Source organism: Blautia wexlerae DSM 19850 (assembly GCF_025148125.1).
Taxonomy (GTDB): Bacteria; Bacillota; Clostridia; order Lachnospirales; family Lachnospiraceae; genus Blautia_A; species Blautia_A wexlerae.
In genome coordinates this window covers 2314809-2340412 of the sequence record NZ_CP102267.1, presented here as the reverse complement: position 1 = coordinate 2340412, position 25604 = coordinate 2314809, and the positions used below count along the sequence as shown (strand labels likewise).

Genomic DNA, 25604 nt, shown 5'->3' with positions numbered 1-25604 from the left:
ATATGGCAGTAAAGAAGAAATTTCCATATCGCGCGGCTGTAGTTGCATGTAATGGGGGGTGCAGATCAGCCGAAGGTGAGGCCGGCTGTGCAGATGGATGTATCGGATGTAAAGCCTGTATAGATAAATGTAAATTCGGAGCCATTTCCATCAATGAGTATGGTGTGGCGGAAGTGGATGAGGAGAAATGCATTGGCTGTGGTGCCTGCGCGAAAGTCTGCCCACAGAAAGTGATCCATGTTCATGAGTGTGCAAACTACATTGTGGTAAAATGTTCCAATAAGAAAAAAGGTGCAGAAGCAAAGAAACAGTGTGACGTCAGCTGTATCGGCTGCAGAATCTGCGAGAAGACCTGTACAGCCGGTGCGATAAAAGTAAAAGACAACTGTGCTGTGATCGAGGAATCCATATGTCTGAGCTGTGGTATGTGCGCAGTGAAATGCCCAAGACACGTTATCCATGACCTGTATGGAATATTGACAGAAATACGTTAAGTAAATCAGGTTACTGTTCACTTTGTTCTTAGTAATACATTACAAAGGATATTCTCAGTGAACAGTAACCCAATCAGACAACTTCGTTAATAGGAAAATAATACGTAAAAATTGAATAAAAGATTGCAATTTCATATCCAAATATGCTATACTCAAATCAGAAAACAGATAACAATTATGCAAATAAAAAGTAAATTCGCCTGATGTCAGAAAAAAGCGAAGGAAAGTAGCATGGTTCGGAGCCGGACATAAGTCCTGAGGGGAACAGACAGATACCTTGGGGTGTGTCCGGCTCCTTCTATATAATAACCAAAAATAAATACAGAGAAGGTGAAAACATGATTGGAAAGAGTGTTCCAAGAGTAGATGCCTATGACAAAGTTACAGGACGTGCAAAATTTACTGATGACCTGGTTCCTGCCAACTGTCTGGTGGCAAAAATCTATCACGCAAAGATCGGAAACGGTATCGTAAAATCAATCGATACCAGTAAAGCAGAGGCTCTGGACGGCGTAGTAAAAGTGATTACTTTTAAAGACGTACCGAATCATTGTTATCCTACGCCGGGACATCCCTGGTCTGTGGAGCTGGCACATCAGGATGTTGCAGACCGCAATATCCTTACCGGAAGAGTCCGTTATTACGGAGATGATATTGCTGCTGTAGTGGCAGAAGATGAAATCACAGCCCAGAGGGCATTGCGCCTGATCGAAGTTGAATATGAAGAATATCCGGTAGAAATCCATCCGCGTAAATCCATGTATGGAAGCAAACCGCCAATCCATTTTGATAAAAAGGACAATGTACTTGTCCGTTCCAATTACTTTATCGGAAATGTGGAAGAAGGGCTGAAGGAATCCGAAACAGTTATAAAACGCAGTTATAAAACCCCGATCGTGCAGCACTGCCACATTGAGAATCCGATTTCCTGTGCATACATGGAAAATGGCAGGATCATAGTTGTGACTTCCACTCAGATTCCGCATATTGTCCGGCGTGTGATCGGGCAGGCTCTTGGAATCCCATGGGGAAAGATCAGAGTCATTAAGCCATACATAGGTGGAGGATTCGGAAATAAGCAGGATGTGCTGTATGAACCGTTAAATGCGTTTCTTACCACGCAGGTTGGCGGCAGACCGGTCAAACTCGATATAACCAGAGAGGAAACTTTCTGCAACACCAGAACCCGTCATTCTATTGAATATGATCTGACGGCAGGTGTTGACAGTGAGGGGCATCTTCTTGCAAAGGATATGCTGGCTATTTCCAATCAGGGAGCATATGCCTCCCATGGACACGCCATAGCAGCTAATGGCCTGACTGCCTGGAGGCTGCAGTATGCATGTCCGAATATCAAAGGAGAGGCATATACTGTCTATACGAATACACCGGTAGGCGGAGCGATGCGTGGATACGGGATTCCGCAGGTATGTTTTGCAATTGAGTGCTTTATGGATGATATTGCAAAAGAGATCGGGATGGATCCTCTGGAGTTCAGAAAGAAAAATCTTATCAAAGGATATTATGAGGATGCTTACCTGAAGCCGATCGCAGCAAACACCAACGGGATTTTTGAATGTCTGGAAAAAGGTGCAGATTATATCCACTGGAAAGAAAAACGAAAAGAATATACAAAACAGACAGGTAATATCCGCAGAGGTGTCGGAATGTCACTTTTCTCCTATAAGACAGGTGTATGGCCGATTTCACTGGAAATTGCAGGTGCAAGAATGACTCTGAATCAAGATGGAAGTGTTGGCCTGATGCTGGGAGCTACTGAAATCGGTCAGGGTGCTGATACGGTATTTTCCCAGATGGCGGCTGAGATTTTAAATATGGATATCAGTGATGTTCATATCCAGACGGTCCAGGATACTGATGTAACACCATTTGATACCGGTGCCTATGCATCCAGACAGTCGTTTGTAACAGGAACAGTTGTTAAAGACTGCGCAAATCTTCTGAAGGAAAAGATTCTGGCTTATGCAAAAGAGCTGCTGCCTGAAGAGACAAGGAAACTGAGGCTTGATCATGGATGGATCATGGCAGGAAAGGATCCTGCAATATCTCTTGGAAATCTTGCATTGGAGAGTTATTACAGTCTTGGCAATTCTTCTGTTATTACAGCAGAGGTTTCCGAGCAGGTAAAGAAAAATACGATTGCCACAGGATGCTGCTTTGCTGAAGTAGAAGTTGATATAAAGCTTGGTAAGATCAAAATCCTTCATATCATTAATGTGCATGACAGCGGTAAGCTTATTAATCCGAAACTGGCTGAAATGCAGGTACAGGGCGGTATGTCTATGGGAATGGGATACGGTCTGTCGGAGCAGCTCATTCTGGATGAGAAAACAGGAAGACCACTGAACGGAACCCTGCTGGACTATAAACTGATGACAATGATGGATACTCCTGATATCAAGGCGGATTTTGTGGAACTTGATGATCCGATTGGACCTTTCGGAAACAAAGCACTGGGTGAACCGCCGGCAATTCCGGGTGCACCGGCAATCCGTAATGCAGTACTTCATGCAACAGGTGTAGCCTTTAATGAAAATCCTCTGACACCACAGAGACTGATTGATGGCTTTATGAGGGCCGGACTTATTTAGAGGGGAGGGGATTTTATGTACGATATTGAGAACTATTATCAGGCTGAAAGTGTAAAAGATGCTGTGAGATTACTGAATGAACATCCGGATGCCAGGATCATTTCCGGAGGAAGTGATGTGCTGATCAAAATCCGGGAGGGAAAATTTGCCGGAACTTCTCTGGTGAGCATCCATGGGATCAAAGAAATCCAGGGTGTAAAAATGGCGGATAACGGAGATATTTATATTGGTGCCGGAACTGTCTTCTCACATATAACAAGTGATGCAATTATCAGGAAATATATTCCGGTTCTTGGCGAGGCTGTAGATCAGGTAGGAGGACCACAGGTACGAAATATTGGTACTATCGGTGGAAACATCTGCAACGGAGCAGTCAGTGCGGACAGTGCACCGACCGTATTTTCCCTGAACGCACTGCTGAGGCTGGAAGATGGAAAGGAAGGCCGTCTTGTACCTGTAAAAGATTTCTATCTTGGACCCGGCAGGGTGGATCTGCGGCAGGGAGAAATCCTGACCTATGTGATCATTCCTGCAAAAGAATATGAAGGGTATCATGGTCATTATATTAAGTATTCCATGCGAAATGCCATGGATATCGCAACGATCAGCTGTAGTGTGGTGAGCAAGGTAGATCAACAGGCAGGAGTGATAGAAGATGTGCGCATTACCTTTGGAGTTGCAGCTCCGGTTCCGTACCGCTGCACAAAGGCAGAAGAGGCTTTGAAGGGCATGAAGATAGAAGAAAGCCTGTATGAAAAGACAGCACAGCTGATCCGGGAGGAAATCAATCCGAGAGATTCCTGGAGAGCATCCAGGGCATTTCGTCTTCAGATCGGCGGAGAAATTGCGGCACGGGCATTGAGACGTACCGTAGAACTTGCAGGAGGTGACCGCATATGAAAAAGCAGATGCAGCTTGTACGATGTACAGTAAACGGAAGAGAAGTTGAAGAATATGTAGATGTAAGGGAGTCACTGCTTGATATGCTTCGCAACCGCCTTGGACTGACTTCTGTAAAAAATGGCTGTGAAGTAGGAGAATGTGGTGCCTGTACAGTAATCATAGACGGAGAGACTATTGACTCCTGTATTTATCTGGCAGTCTGGGCGGAGGGTAAAAATATCCGTACACTGGAAGGTCTGGAGAAAAACGGAGAACTTACCAGGATTCAGGAGGCATTTATCGAAGAAGGTGCCATACAGTGCGGTTTCTGCACTCCCGGATTTATCATGTCTGCCACTGTTTTACTGGAACATGGAGAGAAATTATCAAGAGATGCGATCCGGAAACATATGGCAGGAAATCTCTGCCGCTGCACAGGTTATGAGAACATTGTAAATGCGGTGGAAAAAGTAATGGATGAAAATGAGACAAGAAGAGGAAAGACAGTAAGATGACAAACAGATACACAAATGTCCCAAAATCTGACAATAAACCGGAAAATGTTGTAATAATAAGAGGTGGCGGTGATCTGGCCAGCGGTACGATCCACAGATTATACCGATGCGGCTACCGTCTTCTGGTACTGGAATGTGAGAAACCCACTGCGATCAGGCGAATGGTTTCTTTTTGCGAGGCTGTTTACGACGGGCAGTCTTCTGTGGAAGGAGTTCTCTGCAGAAAAGTTGACAGTGTAGAGGAATGCGAGGCAGTTTGGAAAGCCGGGGAGATTCCTCTTATGGCAGACACAGAAGGAACTGTCCTTAAGAAATACAGACCTGCAGCACTGATAGATGCAATTCTTGCAAAAAAGAATCTTGGAACCACCAGAGAGATGGCAGATCTAACCGTTGGTCTTGGACCGGGATTTGTGGCAGGTGAGGATGTGGATTATGTAGTGGAGACTATGAGAGGCCACAATCTTGCCAGGATCATCACAAAAGGCGCTGCTATGCCAAACACAGGAGTTCCGGGTATCATTGGAGGATTTGGAAAAGAGCGCGTGCTCCATGCTCCTGTTTCAGGGGAAATCCATTGTATCTCAAAGATTGCAGATATCGTGGAGAAGGATCAGGTCCTTGCCTGGATCGGAGATACACCTGTCAGGGCTTCTCTTACAGGAGTTTTGCGTGGCATGATCAGAGATGGATTTACAGTGCCGAAGGGGATGAAAATTGCAGATATTGATCCGCGCAAAGAACAAAAGAAAAACTGTTTCACGATTTCCGACAAAGCCCGCTGTATTGCCGGCAGTGTATTGGAAATCCTGCTTTCAGAAGGAGTGATGCCATATGAAGCACCAGGTCGATTTTCTGGAATTGCTGCAGATTGATTATGAAAAATACCCTGTGATTGCTGTAGTTGGCGGCGGCGGCAAGACCAGCCTGATCTACCGTCTTACAGATGAACTGATCGATAAGGGAAAGAGAGTGATCATTACCACGACCACCCATATGGCAGGAGAGTCTGAACTTCCGTTTGCCAGGGGCGGAGATGCAGTCAGGGTAAAAGAACTTCTGGACAAAGAAAGATATGTGATTGCTGCGGAATATGAGGAGGACACCGGTAAATATGCGTCTCTGACAGAAGAAAAACTGGAAGAACTGAGAGAATTGTGCGATGTAATGCTTGTGGAAGCGGACGGAGCAAAGCATCATCCGGTAAAAGTCCCAGAGAAATGGGAGCCTGTAATCCCAAGATGTGCGGACATTGTGATCAGTGTGATCGGGCTGGACTGTCTGGGGCAGCCAATCAGTCAGAGTGCTTACCGTATGGAACGTACCTCGGAATTTCTCAGGAAAAGTCTGGAAGCTCCGATCACTGAAGAAGATATTGTAAAGATTGCGACTTCTATCTGCGGACTTTTTAAGGATGTGGAAGAAAGAGTATACAGAGTGTATCTGAACAAGTCAGATATACTCAGAGAGAAAGAACCTGCAGAGTACATTGTTGAGAAACTGGAAATGAAGAATACAGTAGCGGCTTACGGAAGCCTTTTGGAGGAATAAATTATTTTGAAAATTGCAATGATCATGCTGGCGGCTGGAAACAGCCGCCGTTTTGGGGCAAATAAACTGTTATATGAAATAGACGGAATACCTATGTATCGACATGTGCTGGAACAACTGGATGATACAAAGAAGAAAATAGAAAATATCTATTCGGAATATTCAGATATTACAGAGGATAATAATAATGATAATAATTCAGATATTGTTCAGTTAAATAACCTGTACAGAAATAATATTACAGCAAAAATAATCTGTAATATTATTGTTATTACTCAATATGATGCCATTGCAGAAGCAGTGAAAACAAAGGAAATACAGGTTTTGTATAATCCCCATCCGGAAGATGGAATTTCTTCCTCTGTAAAAATCGGTCTGAATGCCAGCCTGGATGCAGATGCAGTGCTTTTTACTGTGTCTGATCAGCCCTGGCTTACCAGTGAGACAATCTGTGAACTGATCCATGTGTTTTTAAACACTCCCAAAGGAATCGCCTGTGTTTCCTGTCAGGGGAAAATGGGAAATCCATGTATTTTTGACAGGAAATATTACAATGAGCTGCTTTCTCTGGAAGGGGATAAAGGCGGTAAAAAAGTGATCATGAAACATCTGGATGATACGCAGATTTATGAGATTGCAGCAGGCAGGGAACTGGAAGATATTGATTATTATGAATCTATAGCAGTCCACTAGTACATCGTTTCGTAAATAACTATACCAATCGCGTAGGATGCGGATTCGAGTGTGCTGGTATAAAAACGCAGGCGTAGCGGGCTACGCTGAGGCTTTTAGACCTGTGCAATCGGATTCGCAGACAAGTGAGTGGTATAGTTATTTCGAAAACGATGTACTAGAGCGTGTCTGAAAAATAAAAATTGCACAAAACGCATGTTTTATTTCCCTTTTTCATGATAAAATAAAGAAAAAGGGGTGTTCACTATGTTGAGACGATATGAGTTGACTGATGAAGAATGGCTTCGCATTGAACCTTTATTACCTCCTGAAAATACTGGAAAACAAGGACGTCCAAGGAAAGACAATCGTATCATTATGAATGGAATTGTATGGCTTGCACGTAGTGGGGCACCTTGGCGCGATCTTCCTGAACGTTATGGTTCATGGAAAACTGTCTATAGCCGATTCCGAAAATGGATCGATGATGGTATCCTTGATAATATTTTCCGTATTTTAAGTCTTGAAGCAGAATTGGAAGAATTATCCATTGATGCTTCTATTATCCAGGCGCACCAAATAGTGCCGGTGCAAAAAAAGGGGGCCTTCAAATGAAATCGGGCATAGTCGTGGAGGAGCCAAAGACCAAAATCCATGCGGTAGTAGATGCCTATGGATATCCAGTTTATTTAATGATCAGTGAGGGACAGCGTAATGATATCAATTATGCAATCCCTTTGCTCGATCAAATTGAAATAAACGGAAGCAATGTGTTAGCTGACCGAGGATATGACAGTAATAAATTGCTTGATTATGTGTACGCACGCGGTGGAGAGCCAACCATTCCATCCCGAAAGGGAGCTAAATTTGAACGTCATTGTGATTGGTGGTTATACAAAGAACGCCATTTAGTAGAAAAGTATTTTCTGAAATTAAAAGCATTCCGACGAATCGCTACACGTTATGACAAATTAGCTGCAACCTACTTGGGATTTATTTGTATCGCCTCAATATTAATTTGGTTAAAATAAACAATTTAAAATGTTTTTCAGACACGCTCTAGAGCGTGTCTGAAAAATGCTTTCCGCAAGATGTATGTCAAAATATACCGAAAAGTGGGGCGTGCAGATTGCAGGAATGATTTTCCAGACACTCTGGTCCACTCATCACAAAAAAAGTTCCGGGCGAGGTCACCGGAACTTTTTTTGCGCAATTATTTCGCTATATAGCAGATATCCTGAATATGTGGCAGTTATATATATCAGTATTAAACAGCTGATATATAATAAGATATCTGCTGAACAGATTAAAGATGGATTTTGGTTCCGGTTTTTCCCTGGATACCGTCTTTGGCTTTCTGAAGTAAAGTGATCATGGCAGTTCTTCCTTCTTTGGAGCTTGCAAAATCAACGGCAGCCTGAACTTTCGGGAGCATGGAACCTGGGGCAAACTGTCCCTCATTAATATATTTCTTAGCGTCATCTACAGTGATGTCATCCAGCCATTCTTCGTTTTCCTTGCCGAAGTTTACAGCAACCTTCTCCACTGCTGTAAGAATGATAAGCATATCTGCATCCAGCTCTTTGGCCAGGAGACAGCTTGCATAATCCTTATCAATAACTGCTGATGCACCTTTGAGATGATGTCCGTTAAGAACAACGGGAATTCCGCCGCCACCGCAGCAGATAACGATTTTATTTGCATCCACAAGACTGTTGATCGCATCCTGTTCAACGATTTCAACAGGCTTTGGAGATGCAACTACACGACGATAACCACGCCCTGCATCTTCTTTCATGATATGTCCATATGCCTTGGCCTGATGGTCTGCTTCCTCTTTTGTCAGGAATTTGCCAATGGGTTTGGATGGATTTTCAAAAGCAGGATCATTAGGATCTACACGAACCTGAGTGACAACAGTGACAACAGGTGTGCGGACAAATCCTCTGATACGAAGTTCCTCTCTCAAAGCATTCTGCAGATCATATCCGATGTAAGCCTGGCTCATGGCAACACAGACAGAGAGAGGAGTGTTTGGCTGATTCTCATCTTCTCTGGAGAGAGCAGACATGGCATTGTTGATCATGCCAACCTGTGGCCCGTTTCCATGTACAACAACAACCTGATGACCTTCTTCGATCAGATCGCATAATGCTTTTGCAGTAGTTTTTACAGCTACCATCTGTTCCGGGAGAGTATTTCCCAGAGCGTTCCCACCGAGCGCAATAACGATTCTTTTTCTTGTAAACATTTGTAAAAACCTCCTGATTTTAAAGGCAAAGAGGGCCGCCGCAATAAAGATTGTGTGCTTTCTGCGACAGCCCCGCCTGCTATACAATATGATGAGTGTTATTTTTCAATATATTTAAATTCTGAAACTGCTTTCAAAATTAAATATCTGTTTGAAAGCAGCTGGAATATTACTGCAATCCAACTGTTAATCTGCGCCTGATTATTTCAGGATTCTTGGAGCTGCTTTGACTTCAAGTTTCTTCAGGATATCCTGTGGATTTTCAAATTTGGAAAGCATGATCATAGCAGCGATGATGTATGGTTTGAAGCTTGCTTCTTTGTATAACGGGATTCTGTAACGATCGAATACAGAAGCGTCAACCTCACCTGTTTCGCAGCTTACACCTGTAATATCAGCCGGCAGGCAGTGCAGGTAAAGAGCTTTTCCGTCTTTTGTTGTTTTCATAAGTTCTTCTGTGCAGGCCCAGTCTTTGTGCTGTGCATTCTGTGCAAGAAGTTCTTTCTCTAATTTATCGATTCCGTCGAAGTCGCCTTCTGCATAAAGGTCTGTACGTTTTTCCATAGCTGCAAATGGAGCCCAGCTCTTTGGATATACGATATCAGCATCTTTGAAAGCTTCAGCCATATCGTTTGTCTTTGTGAAGGATCCGCCGTTTTTCTCAGCATTCTTTTTGGCGATCTCTTCAACTTCCGGCATTACATCATATCCTTCCGGATGAGCAAGAACAACGTCCATGCCGAAACGTGTCATCAGACCGATAACGCCCTGCGGAACGGAGAGTGGTTTACCATAGGATGGAGAGTAAGCCCATGTCATAGCGATCTTTTTGCCTTTCAGATTCTCAACACCGCCGAATTCATGGATGATGTGCAGCATATCTGCCATACACTGTGTCGGATGGTCAACGTCGCACTGAAGGTTTACAAGAGTAGGTCTCTGCTCAAGGATACCGTCTTTGTTTCCTTCTGTAACAGCTTCCATGAATTCTTTCTGGTAAGCATGTCCTTTTCCGATGTACATATCATCACGGATACCGATCACATCAGCCATGAAAGACACCATGTTTGCTGTTTCACGAACAGTTTCACCATGAGCGATCTGAGATTTCTTTTCATCAAGATCCTGTACTTCCAGACCAAGAAGGTTACATGCGGAAGCAAAAGAGAAACGTGTACGTGTGGAGTTATCGCGGAAGATAGAGATTCCAAGACCACTCTCGAATACTTTTGTGGAGATATTGTTCTCTCTCATGAAACGGAGAGCATCAGCAACTGTGAAAACAGCTTCCAGTTCATCATCTGTTTTGTCCCATGTCCAAAAGAAATCGTTGTTGTACATTTCTTTGAAGTTTAAGCTGTTTAATTTATCAATGTAATCCTGTAATGTTTTCATAAAATCAATACCTGCTATGCTTTGATAGCTTATCCTTTCCTGATATGAAATAATTGAATCTCTGCGTTTGGCAGAACACCGGTTATCCGGCTGTATCTGTTTATCTTGTGTCCCTGCCTGTTACAGCAGGGATTCTGTCCGGACACATATTAAGCCTTTAGGATGATAGGAAATCCGTCGCCTAAAAAAATTTGAAAATTTATTTATTATTTGCAGTATGCAGTTGGAAGAGCAGCGTATACAGCAGCGCATCTTACAAGGTCGATCTTCCATGTTTTTTCGTTCGGAGCATGAGCCTGTGCTTCTGCACCAGGTCCGAATCCGATACAAGGAATGCTGTTACGTCCCATGATTGTTACACCGTTAGTAGAGAATGTCCATTTGTCTGTAAGCGGACGAGCTTTTCTCATGCCTTCTGTCTCAGCATTTCCGAGACGCTCTTCGCCGTACAGTCCTTTATATGCTTCTTCCAGAGCCTGTGTTACTTTGTGATCTTTCGGGATTACCCATGTCGGGAAGTAGCACTCGATCGGATATACAAGGTCTGTATAGGACGGACGGTTGTATTCATACATGGATACTGTTACGTCGTCGCCATATTTCTGTACAGCCGGAAGAGCACGGATCTCATCCAGGCAGCTTTCCCATGTTTCGCCTGCTGTCATACGACGGTCAAGAGATACAGAGCAGGAGTCAGCTACTGCACAGCGGCTTGGGGATGTGAAGAAGATTTCGGAAGTAGTAACAGTGCCACGTCCAAGGAAACGTGCTTCTTCCCATTCAGGGTTGTATTTCTCATCAAGCATTTTTACAAGACCTTTGATCTCTGTGGTATCAGCAGCATCGTTTTCGTTTAATGCGCGGATATCCTGGAGAATATCAGCCATTTTGTAGATTGCATTGTCACCACGTTCCGGAGCGGAACCATGGCAGGAAACACCCTTTACATCTACGCGGATTTCCATACGTCCACGCTGTCCTCTGTAGATACCGCCGTCTGTTGGTTCTGTGGAAACAACGAATTCAGGACGAACACCATCTTCATGGATGATGTACTGCCAGCAGAGACCGTCACAGTCTTCTTCCTGTACAGTACCTGTCACAAGTACCTGATATTTATCGTTTAAAAGACCAAGGTCTTTCATGATCTTAGCACCGTATACTGCAGAAACAATACCGCCCATCTGGTCAGATGTTCCACGTCCGCCGATTTCTTCATCAGATTCGAAACCTTCGTATGGATCAAATTCCCAGTTCTTGATATTACCGATACCGACTGTATCAATATGAGCGTCAAAACCAATGAGAGTTTTACCTGTTCCCATGTAGCCGAGGATATTGCCCATCGGATCGATCTGAACTTTGTCGAATCCGACTTTTTCCATTTCCTCTTTGATTCTCATGATATGTCCTTTTTCTCCGCAGCTTTCGCCAGGAATGCGAACCAGATCGCGAAGGAACTTAGTCATATCATCCTTATAACCCATTGCAGCTTCGTTAATTTTTGCGTAATCCATTTTTTTACCCTCCCAATATGTATAAAATATTATGATGTTAGGGTCAAAAGGTATTTTGCCCCTAATCTGATATCATATTATTAGTTACTGGTATATCATTTTCGAGATAACCATACCACTTACCTGTCTGTGTTCACCAAAAACATCATTTGCTTAAAGATTCGTTTGTTCCGTATAATCCGTCCCATACGATCTCGCGGTAGCGAACAGGATCAGTGTCACCTTCTGTGGAAATAACAAGTACTACGGAATTCTCATCCAGTTTCAGCGCTTCTTTTAAGTCTTTTGCATCTTCATCGTGAAGAGCAGTGAAGCAGAAACCAAGCGGAACGGAACCGGATTCACCGGAGACAACGTGTGGATCATCTCCCAGTGGATTAGCGTAGATACGTGTTGCCTTTGCGCTCATCCAGTCAGGACAGGATGCAAATACATCTACGTGATTTTTCAGGATATCCCATCCGATCGTATTTCCCTCACCGCATGCAAGACCGGCCATAATTGTCTGAAGATCACCTGTAACATTTACCAGATTTCCTGTCTTTGCAACAGCGGAGCGGTACAGACAGTCAGCAGCACTTGCTTCACAGACAGCCATAACCGGCGGGTTATCTTTATATTTATGAGCGAAATAACCGACTACGGCACCTGCTAAAGAACCAACACCGGCCTGAACAAATACATGTGTCGGACGTTCAACACCCATTTCTTTTAACTGCTGGTCAGCCTCAAGAACCAGTGTTCCGTATCCCTGCATGATCCAGGATGGAATTTCTTCATATCCGTCCCATGCGGTATCCTGAACGATGATACCATGTTCTGTTTTGGCAGCTTCTGCTGCAGCCATTCTTACGCAGTCATCATAGTTTACTTCTTCGATCGTAACAGTAGCACCTTCTTTGGCAATGTTATCGAAACGGGTCTTTGTTGTTCCCTTAGGCATTCTTACAACTGCTTTCTGTCCAAGGCGGTTAGCTGCCCATGCAACTCCACGTCCATGATTACCGTCTGTTGCAGTAAAGAATGTAGCCTGTCCGAATTCTTCTCTTAATTTATCAGAAGAGAGAACATTGTATGGCAGCTCGCTGATATCACGTCCAAGTTCTTTTGCGATATAGCGGCCCATTGCATAAGAACCTCCAAGTACTTTGAAAGCATTTAAGCCAAAGCGATAGGATTCATCCTTACAGAAAATATTTTTTACTCCTAAATATTTCGCAAGGGATGAAAGGTTCTGAAGAGGCGTCACACTGTACTGTGGGAAACTTCTGTGGAACTCATTTGCTTTCTTTACATTTTCTTCGGACATCAGTTCCAGGTGTTTATCATCTGATTTCGGAACCTCGTTTACAGTCCATTTTAATCCTTCTGTCATAAAATGACCTCCCTTAAAAATTATCATTTGGTTTCCTTAACTTGTGATTCTATCATACCATATATTTTAAAAATTGCAATAGAAAAATACAAAAATTTTTAGGTTTTTCAAAAAAAAATTAGGTTTCATAATTTGTACATTGATATAAGGATTTGGATATGATAAAATAATGAGTAATGTTCGTTTTATTTTTACAGGATAGACAGTAAAGTGGGTATAAAAGAGCAATACAAAAGATACAGAAGAGGAGAAAATATTATGGCAGTATTTCATGCATTCCGGGCACTTCGACCTACACCGGAAAAGGCTGCTGATGTGGCAGCACTTCCATATGATGTGGTAAACCGGGAAGAAGCAAAATCAATCGGAGATGAGAATCCCCTGTCCTTTCTTCATATTGACAGACCGGAAATGGATCTGGAACCTGAGACGGATCTGTATGATGATCGGGTTTATGAAAAAGCAAAAGAAAATCTTGACAATATGGAAGAAAAGGGAATTCTTGTTCAGGATCAGAAGGCCTGTTACTATATATATGAACTTGTAAGAAAAGGAAAGACACAGACCGGTATCGTAGGATGCAGTTCCATTGATGATTATATGAATGGTGTAGTGAAGAAACATGAGCTTACCAGAGAAGATAAGGAACAGGACAGGATCCACCATGTAGATTCCTGTAATGCAAATACCGGTCCTATTTTTCTGGCATGCAGATATCCGGATTCTCTGCTTACACTGATGAATAACTGGAAAGATCATCATGAAGCAGCATATGATTTTACAGAAGAGGATCAGATCACACACAGAGTATGGGTGATTGATGAAGATGAGGTCATTTCTGAAATAAATAAGGAATTTGCAGGGATTGATTCTCTGTACATCGCAGATGGACATCACCGCGCAGCTTCCGCTGTAAAAGTAGGTTTAAAGAGAAGAGAACAGAATCCGGGATATACAGGGGAGGAAGAGTTTAATTATTTCCTGTCTGTTGTATTTCCCTATGACCAGCTCTGCATTCTTCCTTATAACAGGATTGTAAAAGATTTGAACGGCCTGACTGTAAAGGCATTTCTGGGCGCCCTGAAGTTCAACTTTGAACTGATGCTGATGCCGGGATTTCCATGCAAGCCTGTAGAGAAGCATTGTATGGGAATGTATGTGGACGGACAGTGGTATCACCTGAAAGCATGGCCGGATATCTATGAAAAGAAGGACGTGGTCGGACAGCTGGATGTATCCATTCTTCAGGAAAAAGTCCTCAGACCAGTCCTGGGAATCGAAGATCCGCGCACAGACCAGAGAATCTCCTTTGTGGGCGGAAGCCATAAGGCAGCAGAGCTGGCAGAGATTGCGGACAGAACCGGCGGTGTAGCCTTTGTCATGTACCCGACATCTATGGAAGACCTGATGAAGATTGCAGACGAAAACAAATTAATGCCTCCAAAATCCACCTGGTTTGAGCCAAAGCTTCGGAGTGGGCTGTTTATACATAAGTTATAATTTGCCGAAGATGTCTTATAAAAATATTATAATAATTTCGCTGTAGACTTTTTCTTCCTTCAATGGTACAATTGGTTCCATACAAAAGAGAACGAGACGTACTATAACGAAAGCCTGCTAATAAAAAGTCAAGTGTTTTTTTGAAGAAAATTTCAAAAATCCGATTTGATATTTTGTGCATAACTTTTAAGCCGCCAGAAATGCCGGCTTTGAAAGTGGTGATATAGAAAAGGGTGTTATTCTGTCTGTTCTAAGTTCCGCAGACATTCTTTGACTTTACCATAGTAAATGCGTAAGAACTTATTCGCTCCGGCTGTCATGTAGACATAGTAAGGCTTTCCCTGAGACCGTTTTTTGTCAAGAAAACGGTACACCGGATCGGCTTCAGGAGCATTTTGCAACAAGGTTGTCATGATCTGAAACAATGTTTTGCGCAGCCTTGCGGATCCGACCTTTGAAGCCCTGTTGCTCTTTGACTTGTGCTGGCCGGATTCATCAACACCGGGGTCTACGCCCGCAAAGGCGGTCAGTGCTTCCCTGTGGGTAAACCGGGATACATCGCCGATCTCAGCGATGAGCTGGGGACCATAGGTTTTCCCAACGCCATAGATGCCCATTACGGTGCTGTATTCTGGAAGTGTGGATGCCAGTTCGTTCATTTCCCTGCGGAGTCGTTCTACATGTTCGGAGGCAAGATTTAACTGCTGGATGCTTTGCTGGATCAACAGCTTATAAGTCTTCTCCTTTGGAAAGACGGCAACCAACTCCTTCGAGGCATTAAACAGTTTTTCTGGCTTGTCCTGCTGAAAGATATAGTGGTGCTTCTTACAGAAAGACATGTAGCGTTCTGTAAATGCCTTTAACCCAATCTTGCGGACACAATCCGCATGCCAGAAAGAATAAGCATAGTCAACCCATTTTTCACTCCCGTCCTCACGGGTGGGGCTGTCAAAGAGTTTGTTTACACCAGGATAAGTATTATCCAACAGTGCAATCAGATTTGCTTTTGCGGCAACCTTTTGTTTCATAAAGAAGCTGAATTGAGAGTTTAAAGTTTTTAACTGAGTACGTGTATTGTCCATACCTGAATATTGGCGCAGTTCCGTCCAGTTGTCAAGCGTATAGCGGGCAATTTTGCGGGCATCCGCCGGATCCGATTTCACCTTGCGCAGGGAGTTGTTGCCAAAGTTTTTAATCAGGTGAGGATTTACAATGGAAATAAACAATCCAGCCTCGGATAGAGCCTTTATCATAGGCTCATGATATCTACCCGTACACTCCATAACGATCTTTGTGGTGCCGTCTAATGAACTCAAATAATCTGCCAGTTCATTGAGGTTTTGGGATGTGTGGGAGACATCAAAGGGCTTGCGGATCACAGTGCCGCCAGGCTGCAGGACTGCAACGGTGCTTTTACCCTTTGAAACATCAATACCTACTGCGTTGTACATTCTACGTACCTCCAAAAGTGAATTTGCATGGATTCCAGCATTTCTCATTGCCTATTCAATCTCCTGGGGTATCAAACGAACGTGAAGTAGTAGTTCAACCTGCATAAATCGAACGGCTGCAATGACAGGCTGGCTGACAGGCTTTCGTACGGACGCCAATGGTCCTAGGAGGTGTCGTCAGACCGATGCCTAATCATTATACAGCTTAAACAATGAGAGGATTAAGTCCCAACTGGCTGTTGGGTACTGAAACCCTACACTTATATATTAGGAGGAGGGAAGAATGTGGAAGATGCGGAATTGAGAAATATCCTTTTTTCTATACAGGGAAGCATTGCCGGTTTTCAAAATGATATGTCCGATGTAAAGAACGATATCGCAGATATGAAGACAGATATTGCAAACATGAAGACGGATATCACGAACATGAAGGCAGATATCACGAACATGAAATCAGATATTGTGCAACTCAAGGGAAGCGTAAAAACTATAGAACTCAAACTGGAAAATGAAATTGACAGAAAAATATCTGCCCTATTTGATGCACGTATGGATGAGCTTCGCTATAGAAAGGAGAATAAGGAAACTCGAGAGAAAGTTTTTGAACTGGATATGCGTGTAGACAATTTGGAAAAAGCCATCATGCCAGCGTAACTGTAACAGATGATTGTAAGGCTTGTACATAGGATAAACAGGAAGAAATTTTATAACATAAAAAAGTACATGAAATTTCTTCCTGCTAAATTTGTATAATTTTTGTAAATTTTTCAAAAAACAGTTGAAATCACAGAAATAATTTGTTATACTAACTTGCGTTACGGGGTATGGCGTAGCTTGGTAGCGCGCACGGCTGGGGGCCGTGAGGTCGCAGGTTCAAATCCTGTTGCCCCGACTGACATATGGTTAAATCGTTTGTAGTATATTTACAATGAATGATTCAGACGTATGTTCATTTTAAAAAAGCCAAATAAAGTTATAAGTAAAATGCAATGATAAGGAATAGTACACCCGGACCGGAGCACAGAGAACTGCTGGTTGCTGAGAAGCAGTGGAAGGAAATTGTGGAACTCGCCTTTGAGCAGCTGCCTGAAATTATACAAGAGTAGGTGCAGACGGTTTCCACCGTTATATGGAGAGGATATAAGAATACCGGATATCCGGAGATTCCGTATCCCATGAGTGTATGACATTGTTCATAAATAAGAGTGGTACCGCGTAAGATGATAATATCTTTCGTCTCTTGCAGATAAGTCTGTGGAGATGGAAGATTTTTTTATGTCTTTTTACAGTCAATCCCCACAGTCCAAACATAATATTTACATAACGGAGGAAGAAAAAATGATGAATCCAAGCAAATATCAGAGACAGTATTTTATGCCGCCTGTTAAATGCATGAAATGGGCAGAAAAAGAATATGTGGACAAAGCACCTGTCTGGTGTTCTGTAGACCTTCGTGACGGTAATCAGGCACTGGTGATTCCGATGAGTCTGGAACAGAAAATTGAATTCTTTAAACTTCTTGTAAAAATCGGTTTCAAAGAAATTGAAGTAGGTTTCCCGGCTGCTTCTGAAACAGAATATGAATTTCTGCGTACCCTGATCGAGCAGAATTTGATTCCACAGGATGTAACTATTCAGGTTCTGACTCAAGCCAGAGAGCATATCATCCGCAAAACTTTTGAAGCTGTCAAAGGCGCACCAAAGGCAATTGTACATGTGTACAATTCCACTTCTGTAGCTCAGAGAGAACAGGTGTTTAAGAAATCCAAAGAAGAAATCTTAAAGATTGCAGTGGATGGTGCCGCATTATTAAAGAAACTGGCTGATGAAACAGAAGGAAATTTCCAGTTTGAGTACAGCCCTGAAAGCTTTACAGGCACAGAACCGGAATACGCTCTGGAAGTATGCAATGCAGTTCTTGATGTATGGCAGCCTACAGCAGATAACAAATGCATCATCAATCTGCCTGTAACTGTACAGCATTCCATGCCGCATGTATATGCAAGCCAGGTAGAATATATGTGTGAAAATCTGAAATACCGCGAGAATGTAATCGTATCTCTCCATCCGCACAATGACAGAGGATGCGGTGTTGCAGATTCTGAAATGGGATTACTTGCAGGTGCAGACAGAATCGAGGGTACTCTGTTCGGAAACGGTGAGCGTACCGGAAATGTAGATATTGTTACACTTGGTATGAATATGTATTCTCAGGGTGTAGATCCAAAACTTGACTTCTCTGATATGCCGCATATTTGTGAAATATATGAAGAATGTACCGGAATGAAAGTAGGCGAAAGAAGTCCGTACAGTGGTGCACTTGTATTTGCCGCATTTTCCGGCTCTCATCAGGATGCAATTGCCAAGGGTATGCACTGGAGAGATGACAAGGATCCGGATCACTGGAATGTTCCGTATCTTCCGATCGATCCGACAGATGTGGGAAGAAATTATGACGCAGATGTTATCCGCATCAACAGCCAGTCTGGTAAAGGTGGCGTGGGATATATCCTTGAGACCAAATTCGGTCTTAACCTTCCTCCGAAAATGCGTGAGGCAATGGGATATGCCACAAAAGCTGTTTCAGACCACAAACATAAAGAGCTTCATCCTGACGAAATTTTCAATCTGTTTAAACAGACCTTTGAGAATATCACAGAACCGTACAGCATCAATGAAGTACATTTCCAGCAGAAAGATGGCGGTATTGTAACAAAAGTTACCTCTACTTTCCGCGGAAAGACAATCACTACAGAGGCATCCGGTAACGGACGTCTTGATGCAGTCAGCAATGCACTGAAGAAGGCATATGAGCTGAAATATTCCCTGGAAACATATCAGGAGCATGCGCTGGAGCGCAGTTCAAGTTCCAAAGCTATTGCTTATGTCGGTATCAAAAAGCCGGATGGAACCCTTGCCTGGGGTGCAGGCGTAGACGCGGATATCATTCGCGCATCTATTGATGCACTTGTAACAGCGATCAATAACCGTTAGATTGTTCCGACACGCCCGATTTTTTCCTGCTGTTTTTTGACTTCTGCAGGTCAGGCTAATATCCGCTTGGCAGGGAATAATATAGTTTACATAAAATATCAAAAATCAGATACCGGTCAGATTGTCCAGAGGACTTCCTGATCGGTATTTTTTTGTATTTATAAAAATACAAGAAAGTCTTAATGTACGCGATAAAGTACAATAAAGAAGCAAACTCCGATGAAAAGCTATCAGAATTGTATTTAATTAAAATCATAAAGGAAATTAATTGACATAACACTCATGTTTACGTATACTGACAGCGTGGACAGAAAAGTGTCCTAAATAAGTACAATTTACATTTTATTATCTCACTCCAGGCCAGTGAGAAATGCGCGGAAATATTTTAGAGAAAGAGGTAAAAGAATGAAAAATTTCGAACAGTGGAATGGCTTTAAGGGCAACCGTTGGAAAGAAAAAATCGATGTACGTAACTTTATTGGAATGAACTATACACCATATGACGGTGATGCTTCTTTCCTGGAAGGACCTACAGAAGCTACAAACAAACTGTGGGGCAAGCTCCAGGCACTTCAGAAAGAAGAACGTGCCAAAGGCGGAGTTCTTGATATGGAGACAGAGGTAGTTACATCTCTGACAGCATATGGTCCCGGATATATTGATGAAGAAACAAAAGACCTTGAAAAAGTTGTTGGTCTTCAGACAGATAAACCTCTGAAACGTGCTTTCATGCCATACGGCGGTATCAAAATGGCAGAGCAGGCTTGTGAAACTTACGGATATAAAGTAAGTGACAAGATTAAAGATGTTTTCCACAACTATGAATTTAAAACTCACAACCAGGGTGTATTTGATATCTACACACCTGAGATGAAAGTAGCACGTCACAACAAGATCCTTACAGGTCTTCCGGATACTTACGGACGTGGACGTATCGTTGGCGACTACAGACGTGTGGCTCTGTACGGAATCGACGCTCTGATCGAAGGAAAACAGAAAGACTTCGCAGCATGCGACCGTCAGGGTATGAGACGTTATGACTTCCAGCTTCGTGAAGAGATCGCTGATCAGATCCGTGCTCTGAAAGGCATGAAAGTTATGGCTGAATCTTATGGATATGATATCTCCAAACCGGCCAAAGATGCAAGAGAAGCTTTCCAGTGGCTGTACTTCGGATATCTTGCAGCCATCAAAACTCAGAACGGTGCTGCAATGAGTGTCGGACGTATTTCCACATTCCTTGATATTTATATTGAAAGAGATCTTCAGAACGGAACTCTTACAGAGAAAGAAGCTCAGGAGCTTGTTGACCACATGGTAATGAAATTCCGTATGGTTAAATTTGCACGTATCCCTTCTTACAACCAGTTATTCTCCGGTGACCCGGTATGGGCAACTCTGGAAGTAGCAGGTATGGGACAGGACGGACGTTCCATGGTAACAAAGAACGACTATCGTTTCCTGCACACACTGGAAGATATGGGACCGGCTCCGGAACCAAACCTTACAGTACTTTATTCTTCAAGACTGCCTGAGAACTTCAAGAAATATGCTGCAAATATTTCTGTTACAACAAGTTCTGTTCAGTATGAGAATGATGATGTTATGCGTCCGGTATGGGGCGATGACTACAGCATCTGCTGCTGTGTATCTGCTACAGAGACAGGTAAAGAGATGCAGTTCTTCGGCGCTCGTGCAAACCTTGCAAAATGCCTTCTTTATGCGATCAACGGCGGTGTTGATGAGAAGACAAAACAGCAGGTAGGACCAAACTATCAGCCGATCACTTCTGAATATCTTGACTATGATGAAGTAATTGCAAAATATGACAAAATGATGGACTGGCTGGCTCATCTGTATGTCGGAACACTGAACATGATCCACTACATGCATGACAAATACTACTACGAAGCAGCAGAGATGGCTCTGATCGATACAAAGGTTGAGCGTTCTTTCGCAACAGGTATCGCAGGATTCTCTCATGTAGTAGACTCCCTGTCCGCTATCAAATATGCAAAAGTTAAAGCTATCCGTGATGAAGACGGTATTACAACAGATTTCCAGGTTGAGGGTGACTTCCCACGTTATGGTAATGATGATGACAGAGCAGACGAGATTGCAACAACTCTTCTGTCTACATTCCTTGAGAAACTGAAACACATCCATACTTACCGTGATTCCAAGCCAACCACATCTATCCTTACTATTACTTCCAACGTTGTTTATGGTAAGGCTACAGGATCTCTTCCGGATGGAAGAAAAGCAGGGGAACCTCTTGCACCTGGCGCAAACCCATCTTACGGTGCAGAGCAGAACGGTCTTCTTGCTTCCCTGAACTCTGTTGCCAAGCTTGACTATGAAGATGCTCTTGACGGTATCTCCAATACTCAGACAATCAATCCTGATGCTCTGGGACACAGTGATGACGAGCGTTCAGAGAATCTGGTACATGTACTTGACGGATACTTTGATCAGGGTGCTCATCACCTCAATGTAAACGTATTTGGTAAAGAGAAACTGATCGACGCTATGGAACATCCGGAAAAAGAAGAGTATGCAAACTTCACAATCCGTGTATCCGGATATGCTGTTAAGTTCATCGACCTTACAAGAGAGCAGCAGTTAGACGTTATTGCCAGAACCTGCCACGACAGAATGTAATTAATGGATGATGATATAATGGATAATAAACAGATAAAAGGCTATGTTCATTCTTTAGAAAGCTTCGGGTCCGTTGACGGACCCGGAGTAAGATATGTGATTTTTTTAAGCGGCTGTGCCATGAGATGTCAGTTCTGTCATAATCCGGATACCTGGAAGATGAAGCAGGGAGAGCTTTATACGGCAGATGAGCTTCTTAAGAAAGCTTTACGTTATAAGGGCTACTGGGGCAGCAAAGGCGGTATCACTGTAAGCGGTGGTGAGCCATTGCTTCAGATGGATTTTCTTACAGAATTTTTTAAGAAGGCAAAGGCAGAGGGTGTGCATACGAATCTTGATACCAGTGGAAATCCCTTCACTGATCAGGAACCATGGCATTCCGGATGGCTGGAGCTTATGAAGTATACAGATCTTGTAATGCTTGATATCAAGCAGATTGACGAGCAGGAGCATATTAAGCTTACCGGTCATTCCAATAAGAATATTCTTGCGATGGCGCGGGAACTTTCTGATATGAAAAAACCTGTATGGATCCGTCATGTGCTTGTGCCGGGCGGAAGTGATAAGGATGAATATCTGCACCGGTTAGCTGATTTTATCCATACTCTTTCCAATGTGGAGAGAGTGGAGGTGCTCCCTTATCATACGCTTGGTAAGTTTAAATGGGAGAATCTGGGGCTTTCTTATCCACTGGAGGGGGTTAATCCTCCGACGCAGGAAAGGATTGATAATGCCCGGAAGATTCTTGGAGCTATCTGAGTAAAAATATATAGCTGTCATATCCTCTTTTTGGGGGTGTGGCAGCTTTATTTGTTTAAAAAAGGGGACGCGAAGCAGGCGTATAGTTGTACCGGATACGGTTTCGGCATCTAAGAGATTCTAAGCCCTCGAAAATCCGCTAAAAGCATGAGACGAAAAGTCCGGAATTACTCGCTGTCGCTCAGACAAGGGACTTTTCGTCTCATAACGCAGATTTCCGAGGACTAAGAATCTCTAAGATGCCTGCAAATGCATCCGGTACAACTATACGCCTGCTTCGCTGGTTTTGGTTAAGATATAATACAAGGTGGAGTGTGAATTATAAGAAGGACTTTGTTTATATAAAAATGAATTGAGACGTGAAATATATCCCCCGGGAGGGCTTGTTGGGGGGAGGGTGGATTTGATATAATTTTGGTCATATATGATTATAAATTGCATGCATGGAGGTTGGCATAAGGTGAAGGATTTATTATCGGAGATTGAGAGTTACTGGACTACCCGGGCTGAGGGGTATTCTGAAGTTAATCATAAGGAATTGAATGGGATGCAGAAGGGGGCATGGCTTGAGGTGTTGAAAGGGCAGTTCCCGGAGAAAGCGAAGGATGAGATTAAGATTTTGGATATCGGAACAGGACCTGGATTTTTTCCTGTTATTCTGGCTGAGGCGGGATATAAGGTGACTGCTGTTGATTATACACAGGAGATGTTGGATACTGCGAAGAGGAATGCCGGTAATCTTTGTGAGCGGATTTCTTTTTATAAGATGGATGCTCAGAATCTGGAATTTGAGGATGATGTGTTTGATGTTGTGATCAGCAGGAATCTGACATGGAATCTGAAGGATCCCAAGAGAGCTTATGAAGAGTGGTGTCGTGTACTGAAACCCGGCGGAAAGCTTCTTAATTTCGATGCAAACTGGTACGGTTATCTTTATGATGAGGAGAAACGCCTGTCTTATGAGGAAGACCGAAAGAGTGTGGAGAGTGAGCATCTGGATGATCATTATCTCTGTACGGATATTGACAGAATGGAGAAGATTGCACTGCAGATGCCTCTTTCTTCTATTAACAGACCGTCCTGGGACAGGAAGTTTCTGAAGGAGAACGGGTTTGAATCTGTTGCAGTGGATACCGGGATCTGGCAGCGGGTGTGGAGTCAGGAAGAGAAGCTGAATTATCATTCTACGCCGATGTTTATGATCAGCGCTGTGAAGGAAGAGAAAAACGTCTGGTCCGAGAATGATGGAATGGGTGATTCTGATGGCGGATATGACAGGAAAAGAGATTTGGAGGATGCCATGCTGTGTGCTGCTCCGGGTATGAAAAAGAGTGGATTTCTGAGACTGGGCGGAGGTGAGTTTTCGCTTCCTTATACAGTAATCTGCGGTTCTCATCCCGGAAAGACAGTTCTGATCACCGCTGCGGTCCACGGAGGAGAATATGTGGGAATCCAGGCTGCTGTTGAGCTTGCGGATAAGCTGAAACCGGAGAAGATCCATGGAAGAGTGATTTTGGTCAAGACTGTGTGCAGGAAGGAATTTGAGGAGAGGAGCGGCAGTGTCTGCCTGGAGGATGAAAAGAATCTGAATCGTGTATTTCCGGGAAATCCGAATGGAACCAGGATGGACCGTCTGGCATATGAGGTGGTTCAGAAGCTTCACAGTGCAGCAGATTATTATATTGATCTTCACAGCGGGGATGATTATGAGCAGCTTACGCCTTATATTTACTATGCCGGATGTGCAGATGAAGATGTGGTTCAGATGTCAAGGAAGATGGCAGAGCAGGCAGATGTTCCCTATATGGTAAAGTCTAATGTGGCATCCGGTGGTTCTTACAATTATGCTGCCGCATGTGGCATTCCCAGTGTTCTGATCGAACGTGGCCAGATGGGAGGCTGGAGTCCGGAGGAGGTTCATTCTACAAGAAAAGATGTGCGTAATATTCTGTGTGCGCTGGGTGTTTACGATGGCATGAGAAGTTACAGTAATTATTATCCCATGGAAATTGAAGATGTGCGTTATCAGTCTGCCAGTGTATCCGGGCTGTGGTATCCTGCCAAAAAACCGGGAGATATCATTAAGGTTGGAGAGTATCTTGGCTGTGTTAAGGATTATGAGGGAAATATTCTGGAGACAAGTTTATCCGATTTAAATGGAGTGGTTCTATATCAGGCGGGAAGTCTTCAGGTTATTAAGGATGGTCCGATGATCGCATATGGCAGTTTCAGCAGAAGAAAGGATGAACGCAAGGAAAAGATCACAAATTACTGGGCGAAAAGAAGCGACAGTTTTATGGAACAGAGAAGAGCTGAGCTTCACAGTGATATGGCTGATAAATGGCTGAAAGAGATCGGGACTTTTCTTCCTGATGGAAAATTAAGGATCCTGGATGTGGGATGCGGTGCTGGCTTCTTTTCCATTCTTTTAGCAAAACTGGGACATGAAGTTACAGGAATCGATCTGACACCGGATATGATCATTCATTCCAGGGAACTGGCAAAAGAAGAGAATGCCTCCTGTACGTTTGAAGTAATGGATGCGGAAAATCCGGATTTTCCTGATGGTACCTTTGATGTGATCGTGTCCAGAAATCTTACCTGGACACTTCCGGATGCAGCAAGAGCATATAAAGAATGGATTCGTGTGCTGAAAATGGGAGGAATCCTGATCAACGCAGATGCCAATTATGGTGCAGATGATTTCTCAGATACTGCTGATCTGCCTGCCAATCATGCTCATTTTACAGTAGGCGATGCCATGATGCAGGAATGCGAGGAAATTAAACGCCAGCTTCCTATCAGTTCCTATGTACGCCCTGCCTGGGATCTGGAGACACTGGGAAAACTGGGTATCAACAGATTCTCCATTGATCTGGGTATCAGCAGCAGAATTTATACAAAGAAAGATGAGTTTTATAATCCAACCCCTATGTTCCTGATCTGCGGCGAAAAAAATAAATGTAATAATTGAG

Annotated in this window: 20 protein-coding genes, 1 tRNA gene, 1 pseudogene and 1 other annotated feature; of the genes and pseudogenes, 16 read left to right on the top strand and 6 right to left on the bottom strand. The window is 43.3% G+C overall.

Translation table 11 applies throughout. The annotated features are described in order from the left end of the window. Positions 1-2: 2 nt before the first annotated feature. From NQ550_RS10920 to NQ550_RS22855, 8 genes and pseudogenes are all read left to right on the top strand, one after another. The gene (locus NQ550_RS10920) at positions 3-494 is read left to right on the top strand and encodes a 4Fe-4S binding protein (RefSeq protein WP_025578684.1); all 492 of its coding nucleotides are present in this window, start codon (positions 3-5) and stop codon (positions 492-494) included. Positions 495-832: 338 nt separating this feature from the next. Continuing rightward, positions 833-3106 carry a xanthine dehydrogenase subunit XdhA gene (xdhA, locus tag NQ550_RS10915; RefSeq protein ID WP_025578686.1) on the top strand — a complete coding sequence of 758 codons (2274 nt, stop codon included), beginning with the start codon at positions 833-835 and terminating at the stop codon, positions 3104-3106. Between the two features lie 15 nt (positions 3107-3121). Then, the gene (xdhB, locus tag NQ550_RS10910) at positions 3122-4006 is read left to right on the top strand and encodes a xanthine dehydrogenase subunit XdhB (RefSeq protein WP_025578688.1); all 885 of its coding nucleotides are present in this window, start codon (positions 3122-3124) and stop codon (positions 4004-4006) included. Continuing rightward, on the top strand, positions 4003-4503 hold the full coding sequence (gene xdhC, locus NQ550_RS10905) for a xanthine dehydrogenase subunit XdhC (RefSeq protein ID WP_025578689.1): 501 nt from the start codon (positions 4003-4005) through the stop codon (positions 4501-4503). Before xdhB ends, xdhC begins: the two co-directional genes overlap by 4 nt. Then, positions 4500-5378 carry a selenium-dependent molybdenum cofactor biosynthesis protein YqeB gene (yqeB, locus tag NQ550_RS10900; RefSeq protein ID WP_025578691.1) on the top strand — a complete coding sequence of 293 codons (879 nt, stop codon included), beginning with the start codon at positions 4500-4502 and terminating at the stop codon, positions 5376-5378. The genes xdhC and yqeB overlap by 4 nt, the downstream gene beginning before the upstream one ends. Next, positions 5338-6054 carry a selenium cofactor biosynthesis protein YqeC gene (yqeC, locus tag NQ550_RS10895; protein ID WP_025578692.1) on the top strand — a complete coding sequence of 239 codons (717 nt, stop codon included), beginning with the start codon at positions 5338-5340 and terminating at the stop codon, positions 6052-6054. The genes yqeB and yqeC overlap by 41 nt, the downstream gene beginning before the upstream one ends. A gap of 6 nt (positions 6055-6060) precedes the next feature. Next, positions 6061-6747, top strand: a complete 687-nt coding sequence (locus NQ550_RS10890; RefSeq protein ID WP_025578694.1) for a nucleotidyltransferase family protein — start codon at positions 6061-6063, stop codon at positions 6745-6747. Between the two features lie 246 nt (positions 6748-6993). After that, a pseudogene (locus NQ550_RS22855) lies at positions 6994-7757 on the top strand (IS5 family transposase). Here NQ550_RS22855 and NQ550_RS22850 read toward each other — a convergent pair. Then, positions 7749-7889 (bottom strand): DUF6783 domain-containing protein, encoded by a 141-nt coding sequence (locus NQ550_RS22850; RefSeq protein ID WP_416386337.1) that lies wholly within the window; start codon positions 7887-7889, stop codon positions 7749-7751. The pseudogene NQ550_RS22855 and the gene NQ550_RS22850 overlap by 9 nt on opposite strands. On the opposite strand from NQ550_RS22850, the gene NQ550_RS22845 reads away from it, so the two are divergent. Then, the gene (locus tag NQ550_RS22845; protein ID WP_368221856.1) at positions 7822-8097 is read left to right on the top strand and encodes a DUF6783 domain-containing protein; all 276 of its coding nucleotides are present in this window, start codon (positions 7822-7824) and stop codon (positions 8095-8097) included. The genes NQ550_RS22850 and NQ550_RS22845 overlap by 68 nt on opposite strands. On the opposite strand, the gene arcC is transcribed toward NQ550_RS22845, so the two are convergent. The 4 genes from arcC to dpaL form a co-directional block, all read right to left on the bottom strand. Then, positions 8033-8977 carry a carbamate kinase gene (gene arcC / locus NQ550_RS10875; RefSeq protein ID WP_008703267.1) on the bottom strand — a complete coding sequence of 315 codons (945 nt, stop codon included), beginning with the start codon at positions 8975-8977 and terminating at the stop codon, positions 8033-8035. The genes NQ550_RS22845 and arcC overlap by 65 nt on opposite strands. A gap of 201 nt (positions 8978-9178) precedes the next feature. Continuing rightward, the gene (gene ygeW / locus NQ550_RS10870; protein WP_008703264.1) at positions 9179-10372 is read right to left on the bottom strand and encodes a knotted carbamoyltransferase YgeW; all 1194 of its coding nucleotides are present in this window, start codon (positions 10370-10372) and stop codon (positions 9179-9181) included. A 206-nt stretch (positions 10373-10578) separates the two neighbouring features. Then, entirely contained in the window at positions 10579-11889 is a 1311-nt protein-coding gene (locus tag NQ550_RS10865; protein WP_025581111.1) for a YgeY family selenium metabolism-linked hydrolase, read from the bottom strand. Between the two features lie 145 nt (positions 11890-12034). Continuing rightward, the gene (gene dpaL / locus NQ550_RS10860; protein WP_025581113.1) at positions 12035-13264 is read right to left on the bottom strand and encodes a diaminopropionate ammonia-lyase; all 1230 of its coding nucleotides are present in this window, start codon (positions 13262-13264) and stop codon (positions 12035-12037) included. 258 nt (positions 13265-13522) lie between these two features. On the opposite strand from dpaL, the gene NQ550_RS10855 reads away from it, so the two are divergent. Then, positions 13523-14764, top strand: a complete 1242-nt coding sequence (locus NQ550_RS10855) for a DUF1015 domain-containing protein (protein WP_022381423.1) — start codon at positions 13523-13525, stop codon at positions 14762-14764. Positions 14765-15000: 236 nt separating this feature from the next. Here NQ550_RS10855 and NQ550_RS10850 read toward each other — a convergent pair whose 3' ends face one another. Next, entirely contained in the window at positions 15001-16215 is a 1215-nt protein-coding gene (locus NQ550_RS10850) for an IS110 family RNA-guided transposase (RefSeq protein WP_025581337.1), read from the bottom strand. A gap of 285 nt (positions 16216-16500) precedes the next feature. Between NQ550_RS10850 and NQ550_RS10845 the strand changes: the two genes are divergently transcribed. From NQ550_RS10845 to NQ550_RS10820, 6 genes are all read left to right on the top strand, one after another. Next, positions 16501-16869 (top strand): hypothetical protein, encoded by a 369-nt coding sequence (locus NQ550_RS10845; RefSeq protein ID WP_025579022.1) that lies wholly within the window; start codon positions 16501-16503, stop codon positions 16867-16869. Positions 16870-17033: 164 nt separating this feature from the next. Beyond that, positions 17034-17107 (top strand) — tRNA-Pro (locus NQ550_RS10840). Positions 17108-17195: 88 nt separating this feature from the next. Next, positions 17196-17459: a binding site (T-box leader), on the top strand. A gap of 94 nt (positions 17460-17553) precedes the next feature. Further along, positions 17554-19209, top strand: coding sequence for a 2-isopropylmalate synthase (locus NQ550_RS10835; RefSeq protein ID WP_025579023.1), 1656 nt, complete (start codon positions 17554-17556; stop codon positions 19207-19209). A 405-nt stretch (positions 19210-19614) separates the two neighbouring features. Then, positions 19615-21870 carry a formate C-acetyltransferase gene (pflB, locus tag NQ550_RS10830; protein ID WP_020993932.1) on the top strand — a complete coding sequence of 752 codons (2256 nt, stop codon included), beginning with the start codon at positions 19615-19617 and terminating at the stop codon, positions 21868-21870. Positions 21871-21873: 3 nt separating this feature from the next. Next, entirely contained in the window at positions 21874-22629 is a 756-nt protein-coding gene (gene pflA / locus NQ550_RS10825) for a pyruvate formate-lyase-activating protein (protein WP_243099998.1), read from the top strand. A gap of 460 nt (positions 22630-23089) precedes the next feature. Beyond that, positions 23090-25603 carry a methyltransferase domain-containing protein gene (locus NQ550_RS10820; protein ID WP_172730326.1) on the top strand — a complete coding sequence of 838 codons (2514 nt, stop codon included), beginning with the start codon at positions 23090-23092 and terminating at the stop codon, positions 25601-25603. The last annotated feature ends 1 nt before the right edge of the window (position 25604 follow it).